The organism is Amorphus coralli DSM 19760 (assembly GCF_000374525.1).
Lineage (GTDB): Bacteria > Pseudomonadota > Alphaproteobacteria > Rhizobiales > Amorphaceae > Amorphus > Amorphus coralli.
The window spans coordinates 217,065-229,946 of sequence record NZ_KB894572.1; the positions used below are offsets into that span (position 1 = coordinate 217,065).

General features: G+C 67.2%; 12 protein-coding genes. 3 read left to right on the forward strand and 9 right to left on the reverse strand.

Annotated elements, in window-relative coordinates; translation table 11 throughout:
- Nucleotides 1-104 precede the first annotated feature (104 nt).
- The 9 genes from C507_RS0108965 to C507_RS0109005 all read right to left on the reverse strand — a co-directional run bounded on the left by C507_RS0108965 (nt 105) and on the right by C507_RS0109005 (nt 9,016).
- Nucleotides 105-866: an HvfC/BufC N-terminal domain-containing protein gene (locus tag C507_RS0108965; protein ID WP_018699349.1), complete on the reverse strand. Its 762-nt coding sequence runs from the start codon at nt 864-866 to the stop codon at nt 105-107.
- Nucleotides 856-1,743, reverse strand: coding sequence for an MNIO family bufferin maturase (bufB, locus tag C507_RS0108970; protein WP_018699350.1), 888 nt, complete (start codon nt 1,741-1,743; stop codon nt 856-858). Before bufB ends, C507_RS0108965 begins: the two co-directional genes overlap by 11 nt.
- 31 nt (nt 1,744-1,774) lie before the next feature.
- Nucleotides 1,775-2,074 carry a BufA1 family periplasmic bufferin-type metallophore gene (locus C507_RS0108975; RefSeq protein ID WP_018699351.1) on the reverse strand — a complete coding sequence of 100 codons (300 nt, stop codon included), beginning with the start codon at nt 2,072-2,074 and terminating at the stop codon, nt 1,775-1,777.
- A gap of 132 nt (nt 2,075-2,206) precedes the next feature.
- Complete coding sequence (gene recF, locus C507_RS0108980; RefSeq protein WP_018699352.1) at nt 2,207-3,364, reverse strand: DNA replication/repair protein RecF; 1,158 nt, start codon at nt 3,362-3,364, stop codon at nt 2,207-2,209.
- 17 nt (nt 3,365-3,381) lie between these two features.
- Nucleotides 3,382-4,500 carry a DNA polymerase III subunit beta gene (gene dnaN, locus C507_RS0108985; RefSeq protein WP_018699353.1) on the reverse strand — a complete coding sequence of 373 codons (1,119 nt, stop codon included), beginning with the start codon at nt 4,498-4,500 and terminating at the stop codon, nt 3,382-3,384.
- A gap of 326 nt (nt 4,501-4,826) precedes the next feature.
- The gene (gene dnaA, locus C507_RS0108990; protein ID WP_018699354.1) at nt 4,827-6,278 is read right to left on the reverse strand and encodes a chromosomal replication initiator protein DnaA; all 1,452 of its coding nucleotides are present in this window, start codon (nt 6,276-6,278) and stop codon (nt 4,827-4,829) included.
- 141 nt (nt 6,279-6,419) lie between these two features.
- A complete protein-coding gene (locus tag C507_RS0108995; RefSeq protein ID WP_018699355.1) occupies nt 6,420-6,860 on the reverse strand; it encodes a rhodanese-like domain-containing protein in 441 nt (146 codons plus the stop codon).
- A 727-nt stretch (nt 6,861-7,587) separates the two neighbouring features.
- The gene (rpsT, locus tag C507_RS0109000; protein ID WP_018699356.1) at nt 7,588-7,854 is read right to left on the reverse strand and encodes a 30S ribosomal protein S20; all 267 of its coding nucleotides are present in this window, start codon (nt 7,852-7,854) and stop codon (nt 7,588-7,590) included.
- 388 nt (nt 7,855-8,242) lie between these two features.
- The gene (locus C507_RS0109005; protein WP_018699357.1) at nt 8,243-9,016 is read right to left on the reverse strand and encodes an enoyl-CoA hydratase; all 774 of its coding nucleotides are present in this window, start codon (nt 9,014-9,016) and stop codon (nt 8,243-8,245) included.
- A gap of 288 nt (nt 9,017-9,304) precedes the next feature.
- On the opposite strand from C507_RS0109005, the gene zapE reads away from it, so the two are divergent.
- From zapE to sucC, 3 genes are all read left to right on the forward strand, one after another.
- Nucleotides 9,305-10,456 (forward strand): cell division protein ZapE, encoded by a 1,152-nt coding sequence (gene zapE, locus C507_RS0109010; protein WP_018699358.1) that lies wholly within the window; start codon nt 9,305-9,307, stop codon nt 10,454-10,456.
- A gap of 141 nt (nt 10,457-10,597) precedes the next feature.
- Nucleotides 10,598-11,560 carry a malate dehydrogenase gene (mdh, locus tag C507_RS0109015; protein WP_018699359.1) on the forward strand — a complete coding sequence of 321 codons (963 nt, stop codon included), beginning with the start codon at nt 10,598-10,600 and terminating at the stop codon, nt 11,558-11,560.
- A 63-nt stretch (nt 11,561-11,623) separates the two neighbouring features.
- Nucleotides 11,624-12,817, forward strand: coding sequence for an ADP-forming succinate--CoA ligase subunit beta (sucC, locus tag C507_RS0109020; RefSeq protein WP_018699360.1), 1,194 nt, complete (start codon nt 11,624-11,626; stop codon nt 12,815-12,817).
- Nucleotides 12,818-12,882 lie beyond the last annotated feature (65 nt).

Here is a 12,882-nt window from a genome sequence, read left to right on the forward strand (position 1 = left end):
GTTGGGACCCGATCGGGCGTCGTGGGTGCGGCCGCCGGGCGGCCGAAGGTGAAGGGGGCGGCCATGGCTCCTGCCTTGTCGACAGGAGGCCCCGCGGGGAAGGCTCAGGGCGTCGGTTTCGCAAATGCCCCCGCCCGGAGCAGGACGGACAGACTCTCGCCGAGATCGAATCCGCCGATCGATGCGGCGTGCCCGGCGGCTTCTTCCAGGCTTCGGCCCGAAGCGAGGGCCTCGGCCAAGGCCGCGCCACCCGGCGGCAGGCGATGGACCAGGACCTCGATGTCGGGGCGGGTGACGAGCGCGTCCTCGCTCTGATCTGGCAGCGCAGCCGCTTCGGTCTCGTCTGCCCGGTTGGCGGCCCAGATACTCACCACGGGATAATCAGAGATGACGGTGCGCATGGCGGGGTGGGGAGAAAGCCGCAGACCGGCGAGTGCGTCATGTGGAACTGCAGCGAGATCGTCGGCGCCGAAGGGAGCGGCGTCTGCGGCGTGGTAGGCCTGGAGCCAGGCCCAGTCCAGGCGCGCGACGTCCGGAACGTAGGGGTAGGCAGCGAGGCTCGCGATGCCCGCAATATGATCCGGAAAGGAGGCCCCGTAGCGGAAGAGAAGCGGCGATGCGGGCTTTTCGCGTGCGCTGTAGTCGATCGCCGCGGCTGCGAAGAATGCATCCCCGACGAGGCGGACCACCGCCGGGAAGCTCGCCGCCAGGGCCTCGGTGAGGGTGGAGGCAACGGTGTTGCGATAGACCTGGAAGCGCAGGGCGTCCGGCGCGCCGTCCGGACCCACGAGGCCAGCGGGCACGGCGGCGGAGCGGTCGGAGACGGCGGCCAGGAATGCTGCCCGTGAAACGGTGTCATCCCGCATGGCGCAATTCCTTGGCCGGGCGTAGGCGCGCCAGGATCTCCTCGGCGCGGGCGGCCTCGCGGGCAAGGACCGGCCAGTCGGGCAGGTCGCTGTCCCACTCCACGAGTGTGGGGATCGGCCGGCCGGCCCGCTCGATGGTAGCCTCGTAGAGCGCCCAGACAGGATCGGCGACAGCGCGGTCATGGGTGTCGATGAGGAGTGTCCGCCCGGCGGCGTCGCGGTCCTCGTGGTGGCCGGCCAGGTGAATCTCGCCGACCCGGTCGAGCGGAAAGGCCGCGATGTAGGCGTCCGGGTCGGCCTCGCGGTTGGTGCAGGCCACCATGACGTTGTTGACGTCGAGAAGCAGGCCGCAGCCGGTACGCGCCGCAAGTGCCGCCAGAAAGTCGGTCTCCTCCATCGTGGTCTCGGCGAAAGCGAGGTAGGTGGAGGGGTTCTCGATCAGGATCGGGCGGCCGAGCATGTCCTGAACCTGGGCCACATGTTCGGCGACGGTGGCGAGCGTCGCCTCCGTGTAGGGCAGCGGCAGCAGGTCGGGCACATAGGTGTGATCGTGGGTCGACCAGGCCAGGTGCTCGGAGACGAGGCCGGGATCGGCGCGATCCACCACGGCCTTGAGCCGAGCGAGATGCGCGCCGTCCAGCGGGCCGTCGCCGCCGATGGACAGGCCGACGCCGTGGACGGAAACCGGAAAGCGCTCGCGGATGCGCTCCAGCATCCGGTGCGGCAGACCGCCGTCACCCATGTAGTTCTCCGCGTGGATCTCGAAGAAGCCGATATCGGCGCCATTGAGGATCTCGCCCACGTGGTCGAGCTTGAGGCTGACCCCGGCTCGCGCCGGGATCGCCGTGGTCACGTGATCGGGTGACGTGCGGGCCATGCCGTCCGGTCCGGGCGGCCGTGCGCCAGAACTACGACTTTTCCGGCAGGTCGCGGTCCAGCGGCTCGAGGCTGCCGTGACGATCGCCGGGCAGGTCCATGGTGGTGCAGGTGCCCTTGGGAACCAGCGTCCAGGCGTTGCCCTGATAGTCGACGGTGGAGGTGGCGGCGCAGGTGGTACCGGGGCCGGCGGCGCAGTCATTCTCGCCGGCGAGCGAGACGCCGTAGCACTTCACCTGGTCCGCGGCCGCGGCCGGGCTGGTGGCGGCGGCGATCGCGGTGGCGACGGCGCCGGCGAGGCCTGCGGCGGTGAAGCTCTTCGCGGTGGTCATTGTCGGGTTCTCCATTCCTGCCGTTTGCGGGCCTTCTCGTCGGGGCGAGGCTGCCCGCGACATTGCCACCAAACGCTCTTCAACCGGACAACAGAAATCAAGAGCCCGCGAAGACGATGTGACAAGTCCCGATCAAAGTTCGAGCCGGCCGTCGCGGACGGAAAAAGTCTGGGCGCGGTCGCCCACCGCCTCGAACAGGATCGGGTCGGTGCCGGTCATGAAGGTCTGGCCGCCGAGATCGTCGAGCCGGTCGAACAGGGCGGCGCGCCGGCCCGGATCGAGATGGGCGGCGATTTCGTCGAGGAGCAGCACCGGGGCGCGGGCGCCGGCGCGGGCGACGAGCGAGGCGTGGGCGAGCACCAGGCCGATCAGGAGCGCCTTCTGCTCGCCGGTGGATGCCTGGGCGGCGGGCATCGCCTTTTCTGCGTGGGTGACGACGAGGTCGGTGCGGTGGGGGCCGGTGAGGGTGCGGCCGGCGGCCCGGTCGCGCGGGCGGCCGTCGCGCAGCAGGCGGAGAAAGTCCTCCGTCAGGGCTGCGGGCGCCAGCTCCGCGGCCAGCGCTTCCACCGGGCCGTCGAGGGCGAGCTCGGCGCGCGGAAAGGCGGAGGCATCGGAGGGAAGCGCGGCGATGGTTTCCGCGAACCGGGAGACAAGACCGGCGCGCGCGGCCGCCATCTCGGCGCCATGGCGGGCGATCTCTTGCTCGATGGCATCGAGCCAGGCGGGATCGGCGCCGAAATCCTCCAGCAGACGGTTGCGGTGGCGCACGGCCTTCTCGTAGGCGGAGACCCGGCGGCCGTGGCCGGCGTCGAGCGCCATGACGAGACGGTCGAGGAAGCGGCGCCGGTCGCCGGCGGGGCCGGTGAAAAGTCCATCCATCGCGGGCGTCAGCCAGAGCACGTCGAGATGGGCGAGCAGGGCGTCGGAGGTTCCGGCGTCGTCGCCGTCGATGCGGATGCGACGCGAGCGCGGTCCGCCGCCCGGATCCGGCTGCAGTCCGGTGCCGATGGCGACAGTGTCGCCGTTGGTGGCAACGGTTGCGTGGACGGTCCAGCCGCCGCTGCCACCGACACGGGCGACGGCATCGTAGGTGGCGCGCCTCAGGCCCCGGCCAGGCGACAGGAAGGACACGGCTTCCAGCAGGTTGGTCTTGCCGGAGCCGTTGGCGCCGACGAACACGACGGAGCGCCCGTCAAGGGCTACGGCGAGATGGCCGTAGTTGCGGAAGTCCGTCAGGGTGAGGGCGGTCAGCGCCACGCGGGCAACGGACGGGCCGGCCTCGTCCGTCATCAGTGTGTCCTGCCGGGTCACACCCGCATCGGCATGAGGACGTAGAGCGTCCGGGCTTCGCCGATGTCGCGCACCAGCGTGGGCGAGCCGGGGTCGGCGAGCATGAACTCGGCCGTTTCGGTCTCGAGCTGGGCGGCGATGTCGAGCAGGTAGCGCGAGTTGAAGCCGATATCGAGGGCATCGGCGTCATACTCAACGACGAGCTCTTCCGTGGCGCTGCCGGAATCGGGGTTGTTGACCGAGAGGGTCAGCTTGCCCGGCTGCAGCGACAGCTTCACCGCGCGGCCACGCTCGCTGGACACGGTCGAGACGCGGTCGACGGCGGCGGCGAACTCCTGGCGGTCCACGTGCAGCGACTTGTCGTTGTTCTGCGGGATCACCCGGCCGTAGTCGGGGAAGGTGCCGTCGATGAGCTTGGAGGTGAGGACGACGGTCTGGAAGGTGAAGCGGATCTTCGCGTCGGACAGCTCGATCTTCACGGCCTCGTCGCCGTCCTCGATGAGCCGCTGGATCTCGCTGACGGTCTTGCGCGGCACGATCACGCCGGGAATGCCGGTGGAGCCCTCGGGCGCCGGAATCTCGGCCTGGGCGAGCCTATGGCCGTCGGTTGCGACCGCGCGCAGCATGGCGCCGTCCGGGCCCTCCACCGAGTGGAGGTAGATGCCGTTCAGATAATAGCGGGTCTCCTCCGTGGAGATCGCGAACTGGGTGCGGTCAATGAGCCGCTTCAGCTCGCCCGCCTTCAGCGTGAACGAATGGGTGAAGGCGCCGGCGGTGATGTCCGGGAAGTCGGCTTCCGGCAGGATCTGCAGTGAGAAGCGCGAGCGGCCGGCCGAGAGCGTCAGCGTGGCGCCGTCGGAGTTGGTCTCCAGCACGACCTGGGCGCCTTCCGGCAGCTTGCGCACGATGTCGTGCAGCATATGCGCCGGGATCGTCGTGGCGCCGCCCTGTTCCACCATCGCCGGAACCTGCTCGGTCACCTCGATGTCGAGATCCGTCGCCTTCAGGTTCAGCGCGCTGCCGTCGGAGCGGATCAACACGTTGGACAGGATCGGGATCGTGTTGCGCCGTTCGACCACGCGATGCACGTGGGTCAGCGATTTCAGGAGATGGGCCCGTTCCAATGTCGCGCGCATGGCCGTCAGACGTCCGAAATGCTGTTGTCTTGGAAACGACCGGCGCCTGAAAGCCCGGCCGCCCGAGGCGGGTGGGGCCGGAGAGGTCCGACCGGCGTGCCTGCGGGGGAGCGAAAGTGCCGTCTCGGGGGGCTGGATGCAAGCCCCGGGCCGGGTTCGGCCACTGAAAAAGACGAGAAGGGCAGGGTTTCGGCGGGTCCGGCGGGGGTTAGGTGGATCCGTTCGGGTCGGTAAGGCTCGCGCACGGCAGGTGGCAGGGACTGCAGAAAAGAAAACCCCGGCACGCTGGGGCGGGCCGGGGTGATAGGATCTGAGTTTGGATCCGGTCAGGCGTCGAGGAGCCGCTTCAGCGTTTCGACGTCTTCCTTCAGAGAGCCGTCGGAGCCGATCAGGCTATCGATCTTGCGCACCGCGTGGAGGACCGTGGTATGATCGCGGCCTCCGAAACGGCGGCCGATTTCCGGCAGCGAGCGCGGGGTCAGGGACTTGGCCAGATACATGGCAACCTGCCGCGGGCGCACCACGGCGCGGGTCCGGCGGGCCGACACCAGGTCGGCCTTGGAGACGTTGAAATGCTGCGCCACGACGCGCTGGATGTCTTCGATTTTGGGCCGCCGGCCCTCGCGGGCCCGCAAAAGGTCCTTGAGGGCGCCTTCGGCCATCTGGAGCGTGATCGCAGCGCCGGTGAGCTGATTGTGGGCCACGAGGCGGTTGATGGCGCCGTCGAGGTCGCGGCCGTTGGTGGTCACGGAGCGGGCGACGAAATCGAGGACCTCCTCCGGGAATTCCAGCTCGGGGAATGCAGCCGTCTGGGCGGCGATGCGGCGGGTCAGGATCTTCGTGCGCAGGTCGAGGTCGGGGGCGCCAATCTCCACGGAGAGGCCGCCACCGATGCGCGACCGCACCCGCTGTTCCAGACCGTCTAGCTCACCGGCGGGGCGGTCGGCGGCGATGACCACCTGGCGGGCACCGTCCACGAGCGAGTTGAGGGTGTGGCAGAACTCCTCCTGCACCTTGCCACCGTGCAGGAACTGCAGGTCGTCGATCAGCAGCAGGTCGATGTCGCGCAGCAGTTCCTTGAAGGCGAGCGCCGTCTGGTTGCGGAGCGCAACGACAAATCTGTACATAAAGTGTTCAGCTGTCAGATAGAGTACGCGCCGCGGGGCGCGCTCCCTTGCCTCAGCGGCGACCGCCTGCAGAAGGTGCGTCTTGCCGTAGCCGACGGCCCCGTGGATGAACAGCGGGTTGAAGGCAGCCTTCTCGCCGGAGGGCGCCATCGCCACGCGCTTGGCGGCGGCCAGCGCCAGCATGTTGGACGGACCCTCTTCGAAGGAATCGAGGGTGAAGCGGGGATCAAGCGGAGATCCGTCCAGGGCGCTGCCGGCGTCGTCGGCCACGCGCGGAGCAGGCGTGGTCATGCTGGGGGCAGGAGTGGTCGTCCGGGGCGCTGCGGCTGCGCGGGCTTTCGGGGTCGCGGGGCTCGGCCGATCCGCGGAGCACGGCTGCCGAACGGCGCTGCGCACCACGAACTCGATGCGGCGGACCTCTGACGTCTCCTTCTCCCAAAGCTGCATGATCCGGTCGCCGTAGTGGTTCTGCACCCACTGGCGGATGAACGGAGTTGGCACGGACAGCTGGACCACGGAAGCCTTGCTGCTTTCGAACATGATCCGAGCGAACCAGCTCGAATAGACGTCCTCGCCCAGCTCAGACCGCAGACGGGCCTTCACGCGTCCCCATCGCTGGTCTTGTGCTGGTTCGATTTCGGCCGTCGTCATCGTGTTTTCTCCTTCTCCGCTTGTCTTTGTCGTCCGCCTCGTGACTGGCCCACATCGCCGCACTGTGTGCGTTTCTTTTATGAGCCAGCTATGTAGTTTGCGGCCTTGCGTGCCGCAAAATCGGTCGTCCCTCGCTCGTTGCTAGGATTGAACCCAGGGGAGGCCGGCGGCCTTCCAGCCCGCGACGCTGCCGCGGTGGCGGCTGGCGTCCTGCGGGCCTTCGAAGCCGTCGGAAATGTTGTAGGCCGCACTCAGTCCGGCCGACGTCATGGCGATCGCGGCGGCACGGCTGCGCGCGCCGGATCGACACAGAAAGAAAACGGGGGTGTCGGTGGCCGCGCCCCGCTCGCGCATCGCCTCGGCGACCTGGTCGACGAAGCCGGCATTCACGTCCATCGACGGGAAGCTCTGCCACTCGACGAGAGCCGCCACCTTGCCGACGGGCTGCAGATCAGGAACGCCAACGAAGGTCCACTCGGCGCGTGTTCTCACGTCGATGAGCACGGCATGCTCATCATCGGCGAGCCGCTGCCAGGCATCGGTGCTGTTGAGATCGCCCGCATAGGTTCCGTCGGCCGTCATCGACACAAAATCCCTCAAGCCGCCATCCGGAAAGGTGGCGCCGCACACGCGTCTTATTCGATGGACACAGCCGCCCTCAGACCACTGGCGTGGTCAGCAGCGGCTTCAGTATTGGATGGTTAGAACGAAGCGTTCTCAAGAGGCAATGGCGTCAACTATCAATCCTCTCGACTAAGGAATTGCAGTCTTAAACTCTGGATGTACTACAAATTTTTGATTTATTGTTTTTATTACGCAGGGTGGGCCCCGCCGATGACTTGAAGATACACAGCCCCCCGGTGGGCTGCAACAGCCAGAAATGACCAAATCGTAAACGTGGGGATGGTTCGCGGGTGCCTCTTGCCAAGCTCAGACGCGGCCAATCGGGACAAGCCATTTCGACTCAATGGATTCCCGGAACGGCGGTTGGGAAAAGTCGTGCCGGAACGAAGGCGGCAAAAAAAAAAATTGCAGCCTACTTGACTCTCTGGAGGTGCCCCCGCCGCAAAGGTCCTGGCCGCAACGTGTATCCAACCCTTTGATATATTTTGGTTTTTTGCGACACTTCCCGGCGCTCGCAGAAGCTGCCTTCGCGGGCAATTATATTAGCCGGGTAAGCCATGTGGACAGCGGTGAAAACCACCTAAGGGCGTTGCATCCGGCCACGGGAATGAAACGGAAACGGGCCCGGCGAGGTGTCGCCGGGCCCGTTTCTGCAGAAATTGCGTAGGATACAGGCGACTGCCGCTCAGGCGGGCAGGCCCTTGATGCGCTGCGCCAGGCGCGAAACCTTGCGCGAGGCGGTGTTGCGATGAATGACGCCTTTCGAGGCGGCGCGCATGATCTCCGGCTGCGCCTCGGTGAAGGCCGCCTTCGCCGCAGTGGCGTCGCCGGCAGTGATGGCTTCCTCAACCTTGCGCACGAAGGTGCGCATCCGGGACCGGCGCGCCTTGTTCACTTCCGTGCGGCGCGCGATCTTGCGGGTCATCTTCTTAGCCGATCGCGTGTTGGCCATCGAAGCTCCTGTCCTGTTCCGATCGCTGGAAGGGGCCCCAATGGCTCCCGTCGAGCGATCCCGTTCGCGTGGTCGGAACCGTCACGCGGCGCTGGTTCGCCGCCGGCCGTTCCGGTTCGGTGGAGGATCGGTCATCCGCTTCAGGGGCGCGACGAGCCGATCCGGTGTTCCTGATGCGGCGTGGGTGTTGCCGCGGACGGCACTGGCCCGGTCCGAAACGGAGCTTCGCGAAAAGCCCGTCTCAACACCGCCTTCACAGCACGGCATCCTTGGATAAGGGCGCGTCTATACGCCGTGGACGCGCCGCGGTCAACGGGTAAGGCGCGTCCCGGCACAGCCACCGCGGGCTTCCTTCTCCGCGCAAGACGGCGCGCTTGATATCGCGGCCTCAGCGGTTCTTGAACTGGGGCGAACGCTTCGACGCGAAAGCCTCCATGCCTTCCTTCTGGTCGGCCGTGGAGAACATGGCGTGGAACAGGCGGCGCTCGAAGCGGACGCCCTCGGCCAGCGTCGTCTCGTAGGCCCGGTTCACGCTTTCCTTGGCCATCATAACGATGGGCTGGGAGAAGTCGGCGATCTTCTCCGCTGCGGCCACCGCTTCGCCGACGAGCTCGCCGGCTGGAACGACGCGTGAGACCAGGCCGGAGCGCTCGGCCTCTTCGGCGCCCATCATGCGCCCGGTCAGCACCATTTCCATGGCCTTCGACTTGCCGACGAACCGGGTGAGCCGCTGGGTGCCGCCGGCGCCGGGCATGACACCGAGCGTGATTTCGGGCTGGCCGAACTTGGCGGTGTCGGCGGCGATGATGAAGTCGCACATCATGGCCAGCTCGCAGCCACCGCCCAGCGCGTAGCCGGCGACCGCGGCGACCACCGGCTTGCGCATCGTGGCCACGCGATCCCAGGAGGCGATGAAGTCGCCCTTGTAGGCGTCGATGAAGTCCAGCGACGCCATTTCCTTGATGTCGGCCCCGGCGGCAAAGGCGCGCTCGGACCCGGTGATGACGCTGCATCCGAGATTCTCGTCGGCTTCCACGTGGCGCAGCGCATCGACCAACTCGTCCACCAGCTGCGCGTTCAGCGCGTTCATGGCCTTCGGGCGGTTGAGGGTGATGAGCGCGACCTTGCCGCGGGTCTCGTAGAGAATGGTCTCGTAAGCCATCGGTGCTCCTTGCCGGCGGCGCGCACGGTGCCTGCCATCCGGTTCCTGGATCGGCCGGGTGCCGGACAGTCGCTGCCCGGGCGATCGGTTGCGTTCCGGCAGAATCGGTATCGGAGGCCCTGCCGGCTTTCAACCTCGAACGCAGGTCACTTCGACGGTGGCGGAGAGCGGCCGGGCGAGTGAAACCGCGGCGGCGGCCAACCGTTGTCCATGCAGTTTCCTCGCGACAGCCTATCGGCTATGGCAGGGGTGCCCGCCCCGACACGTCCCGCACGAAGAGTCTAAAGCATGCCGACCGCCTCCGTGCTCGACCGCTACGACGCGATGGTCGATTCCGGTTCGCTCGATCGCGACCCTGCCCAGGAGGCGGTGGCCCAGCGCCTTGGCGAGCTTTGCGACGGTCTCGCGGAGCGGCCGGAGCCCGGACGGTCGTCAGGCTCCGTCCTGAAGCGCCTGCTCGGGCGCCGCGACAGCCGCGCAATCACGGTGAAGGGGCTCTATCTCTGGGGCGAGGTGGGGCGTGGCAAGACCATGCTCATGGACCTGTTCTTCGAGGTCGCGCCGGTGGAGCGAAAGCGCCGCGCGCACTTCACCAACTTTATGGCCGACGTGCACGAGCGGGTGCACCGGACCCGTCAGGCGATCGCGAACGGCGACATCAAGGGCGACGACCCGATCCCGCCGGTGGCCGCCTCGATCGCGGAAGAGACCGAGCTTCTCTGCTTCGACGAGTTCTCCGTCACCGACATCGCCGACGCCATGATCCTGGGCCGGCTCTTCACCCGGCTGTTCGAGTGCGGCGTGGTGCTGGTCGCCACATCCAACGTGGCGCCCGACGACCTCTACAAGGGCGGCCTGAACCGGGGCCATTTCCTGGGCTTCATCGACCTTCTGAAGCGCCACGTCGAAGTGGCGCGTCTCGATGCCCATGCCGACTACAGGCTCGACAAGCTGGCCGGCTCGCCGGTCTATTTCGACAGCGCCGACGCGGACGAGACGGCGGCGATGGAGCGGCTGTGGCGCCGGCTTCTCGGGGGGCGCGACCCGAAGCCGGAGAGGCTCGACGTGCTCGGACATCCGGTGTCCGTGCCGCTGGCCACCGGAGGGCTGGCGCGCTTTTCCTTCGCCGATCTCTGCGAGAGGCCGTTGGGGGCCAGCGACTACCGGGCCATCGCCGACCGCTATCATACGGTGTTCGTCACCGACGTGCCGCCGCTTTCGCCGCAGAAGCGCAACGAAACGAAGCGCTTCATCACGCTCGTCGACGTTCTCTATGACACGCACGTGCGGCTGATCGTGTCCGCGGCCGCCGAGCCGGACGCGCTGTTCACCGGCGAGGAGGGGACGGAGGCCTTCGAATTCAAGCGCGCCGCGTCGCGGCTCGTGGAGATGCGATCGGCCAGTTATGTCGAGGCCTGCGAGACGATGCCACTGACCTGATCGGCAAAACGCGCGCCAAAGGCAGGGGCTCCTGTCTTGAACCTGTCTGCCAAACGGAGTAGTGACACCCCCGGTTCGCCCTCCGGCGCCACTCTCAATACTTCCTCCGTTTCGCATTATCAAAAAAGGGGACCGGTTCTCATGGCGCGCACCAAAATCGCATTGATCGGCGCTGGCCAGATCGGCGGCACGCTCGCGCTCCTCGCCGGCTTGAAGGAACTGGGCGACGTCGTCCTGTTCGACATCGCCGAGGGGACGCCGCAGGGCAAGGCACTCGACATTGCGCAGGCCTCCGCCGTCGAAGGCTTCGACGCCGTGATGGCCGGCACCAACGGCTACGAGACGATCGCCGGCTCAGACGTGGTCATCGTGACCGCTGGCGTGCCGCGCAAGCCGGGCATGAGCCGCGATGATCTCCTGGGCATCAATCTGAAGGTCATGGAGCAGGTCGGCACCGGCATCCGCGACCACGCGCCGAACGCCTTCGTCATCTGCATCACCAACCCGCTCGACGCCATGGTGTGGGCGCTGCAGAAGTTCTCCGGCCTGCCCGCCAACAAGGTGGTCGGCATGGCCGGTGTGCTGGACTCCGCGCGCTTCCGCTACTTCCTGGCCGAGGAGTTCAACGTCTCGGTCGAGGACGTGACCGCCTTCGTGCTTGGTGGCCACGGCGACACCATGGTGCCGCTGGTGCGCTACTCCACCGTCGCCGGTATACCGCTGCCGGACCTGGTGAAGATGGGCTGGACCACCCAGGAGAAGCTCGACCAGATCGTGCAGCGCACCCGTGATGGTGGCGCCGAGATCGTCGGCCTGCTGAAGACCGGCTCCGCCTTCTACGCCCCGGCGTCGTCCGCCATCGCCATGGCCGAATCCTACCTGCGCGACAAGAAGCGCGTGCTGCCGTGCGCCGCCTACCTGGAAGGTGCCTACGGCCTTGACGGTCTCTATGTCGGCGTGCCGACCGTGATCGGTGAGGGCGGCATCGAGCGGATCGTCGAGATCGAGCTCGAAGGCGAAGAAAAGACCAACTTCGACAAGTCGGTCGAATCGGTGCGTGGGCTCATGGACGCCTGCAAGAACATCGCTCCGCAACTGAAGTAACATGCCGGGGGCCGGGTCGCCCGGCCCTCAGATTTTCGCTCCGCGAGAGGCCGGGAGACAGACGTGAACATCCACGAATATCAGGCCAAGGAAGTCCTTAAGGGCTACGGTGCGCCGGTGGCCCAGGGCATTGCCATCACCGACGCGGCCGAGGCCGCCACCGCGGCCGGCAAGCTTCCCGGGCCGCTCTACGTGGTCAAGAGCCAGATCCACGCCGGTGGCCGCGGCAAGGGCAAGTTCAAGGAACTCGGCCCCGACGCCAAGGGCGGCGTGCGCCTGGCGAAGTCGGTGGAAGAGGTCGAGGCCTTTGCCAAGGACATGCTCGGCAACACCCTCGTCACCAAGCAGACGGGCGACGCCGGCAAGCAGGTGAACCGCCTCTACATCGAGGACGGCGCCGACATCGACCGCGAGCTCTACCTCTCGCTGCTTGTCGACCGCACCGTCGGCCGCGTCGCCTTCGTGGCGTCCACCGAGGGCGGCATGGACATCGAGACCGTCGCAGAAGAGACCCCGGAGAAGATCCTCACGTTGCCGATCGATCCGGCAGCGGGCGTCACCGAGGCGGATGCGGCGAAGCTCTGCGACACGCTGGAGCTCCAGGGCGCGGCCCGCGAGGACGGCATGAAGCTGTTCCCGATCCTCTACAAGGCCTTCTCCGAAAAGGACATGAGCCTGCTGGAGATCAACCCGCTGATCGTCATGACCGACGGCCACCTGCGGGTGCTCGACGCGAAGGTCTCCTTTGATGGCAACGCGCTGTTCCGCCATGACGACATGAAGGCGCTGCGCGACGAGACCGAGGAAGACGCCAAGGAGATCGAGGCGTCCAAGTACGACCTCGCCTACGTGGCGCTCGACGGCGACATCGGCTGCATGGTGAACGGCGCCGGCCTCGCCATGGCGACCATGGACATCATCAAGCTCTACGGCTCCGAGCCGGCCAACTTCCTGGACGTCGGTGGCGGCGCCTCCAAGGAGAAGGTGACGGCGGCGTTCAAGATCATCACGGCCGATCCGAACGTGAAGGGCATCCTGGTCAACATCTTCGGCGGCATCATGCGCTGCGACATCATCGCGGAAGGCGTCGTCGCCGCGGTGAAGGAAGTCGGGCTGCAGGTTCCGCTGGTGGTGCGCCTGGAAGGCACCAACGTGGAGAAGGGCAAGGCGATCCTCAACGAGAGCGGCCTCGCCATCACGGCGGCGGACGACCTCGACGACGCCGCCCAGAAGATCGTCGCAGCGGTCGGCAAGTAGGCCGCTTCCCGAGGGCGCGGGCAGGGTACGGAGGTTCGGATGGGCGATCGGGCAACGGAACGGAC

Bases quoted from the DNA above. Each gene is read 5' to 3' on its own strand.
- C507_RS0108965 (WP_018699349.1), bottom strand. From the start codon at position 866: ATGCGGGATGACACCGTTTCACGGGCAGCATTCCTGGCCGCCGTCTCC.
- bufB (WP_018699350.1), bottom strand. From the start codon at position 1,743: ATGGCCCGCACGTCACCCGATCACGTGACCACGGCGATCCCGGCGCGA.
- C507_RS0108975 (WP_018699351.1), bottom strand. From the start codon at position 2,074: ATGACCACCGCGAAGAGCTTCACCGCCGCAGGCCTCGCCGGCGCCGTC.
- recF (WP_018699352.1), bottom strand. From the start codon at position 3,364: ATGACGGACGAGGCCGGCCCGTCCGTTGCCCGCGTGGCGCTGACCGCC.
- dnaN (WP_018699353.1), bottom strand. From the start codon at position 4,500: ATGCGCGCGACATTGGAACGGGCCCATCTCCTGAAATCGCTGACCCAC.
- dnaA (WP_018699354.1), bottom strand. From the start codon at position 6,278: ATGACGACGGCCGAAATCGAACCAGCACAAGACCAGCGATGGGGACGC.
- C507_RS0108995 (WP_018699355.1), bottom strand. From the start codon at position 6,860: ATGACGGCCGACGGAACCTATGCGGGCGATCTCAACAGCACCGATGCC.
- rpsT (WP_018699356.1), bottom strand. From the start codon at position 7,854: ATGGCCAACACGCGATCGGCTAAGAAGATGACCCGCAAGATCGCGCGC.
- C507_RS0109005 (WP_018699357.1), bottom strand. From the start codon at position 9,016: ATGGCTTACGAGACCATTCTCTACGAGACCCGCGGCAAGGTCGCGCTC.
- zapE (WP_018699358.1), top strand. From the start codon at position 9,305: ATGCCGACCGCCTCCGTGCTCGACCGCTACGACGCGATGGTCGATTCC.
- mdh (WP_018699359.1), top strand. From the start codon at position 10,598: ATGGCGCGCACCAAAATCGCATTGATCGGCGCTGGCCAGATCGGCGGC.